Origin of the sequence: Yokenella regensburgei (assembly GCF_051486985.1) — a bacterium.
Taxonomy (GTDB): Bacteria; Pseudomonadota; Gammaproteobacteria; order Enterobacterales; family Enterobacteriaceae; genus CBFFRJ01.
Genome location: NZ_JAHVDV010000084.1, coordinates 1 through 1,266, shown reverse-complemented (window position 1 = coordinate 1,266; position 1,266 = coordinate 1). Strand labels below are relative to the sequence as shown.

Annotated in this window: 1 protein-coding gene; it reads right to left on the bottom strand. The window is 58.2% G+C overall.

Annotated features, from left to right (window positions below; translation table 11 throughout):
• Window positions 1-59: 59 nt before the first annotated feature.
• Window positions 60-1,266 (bottom strand): type VI secretion system tip protein TssI/VgrG (gene tssI, locus KXR87_RS23515; RefSeq protein WP_437434584.1); only part of this gene is annotated, 1,207 nt, incomplete at its 5' end.

Here is a 1,266-nt window from a genome sequence, read left to right as displayed (position 1 = left end):
TCACCTCTTGCACACATTTTTTACTTTTAATCGTTACCGCTGATGAACTCTTTTTTTTCTCACTCATCGACGCCTCCTTCAGTCATATCAATATTCTGGCTTAATAATCGTACATCAATTATCTCTGCGCATTCGCGGATGAATCTTTCCGTCTGGCCTTCTTGATCCGTTATGCCATAACTTTTACTTCCATCGGCATATCGCACAACGTATCGGGCAGCGGCGTAAGGGACGCCATCATCATTTTTGAAATGAAACTGACGGTAATAATTGTCATCATCGTCCGGTTCTTCCTGATCATCGGGTGTTTCATCGTCACCATGATTGTAATTATTCTCTTCAGCCTGCGGTTCATTCTGCTCCTCATATTTATTCCCATCCTCCAGCCCCTCCATCCCCCCCGGTAACATCACCCCCACCGGTGTTCCCGGACGTCCCCCGCTGTTGAGATTGATTTTCGGCCCCGTGATGTCCACCCCGGCCGGGTGTATCACCACAAAGGAGCCCCCCACCCGCAGGGTGATTTGCGTGTCGCTCTGCAGCACGATTTCACCCCGCGCACGGGTGCCGCAGGCCCCCGTCACCTTCAGGGCCTGGCTGCCTTTGACCGTCAGGCTGTGGCTGCCCTCCACCCKGCWGAGGTGGTYYCCGSKGGTGYTRTGRTKCTGGTTTCCCTCCACGGTCACCGTGCGGTCATTCGCCACGTGCAGGCCGTCGTCATGACCGGTGCTCACCCTCCGGTCGTTATTAACCCGSAGCGTCTGGTCATTGCGCACCGTCATGCGCCGGTCATGAGCCACGGTGAGGGTCTGGTCGTGCCCGAYGCTMATCCGCTGGTTRYKRCCAATGGTCTCGGTGTGGTCCGCCTTCACGTCCGTGGTGCGGTTGTTCAGCACCTCGGTGTCCATGTCCTTCTGGGCGTGGATGTACACCTGCTCCTGGTCCGTCGCATCCTCAAAGCGCAGTTCGTTAAACCCGTCACCCCGGTAGGTTTTTGAGCGGATGGTCATCTGCGTCTTCGTGTCCGGCAGACGGCCGGGGGCGCGGTTCACGTCATGGTACAGACGCCCCGTGATGACGGGCTGGTCCGGGTCGCCGTGCAGAAAGTCSACAATCACYTCCTGGCCGACGCGGGGCAGGGCCAGGCTGCCGAACCCGGCGCCCGCCCACCCCTGGGAGACCCGTATCCAGCAGGAGCTGTCTTCACTGTTGCCGTGGTAACGGTCCTGGTGAAAGCGCACCCGCACGCGGCCGTATTTGTCGCAG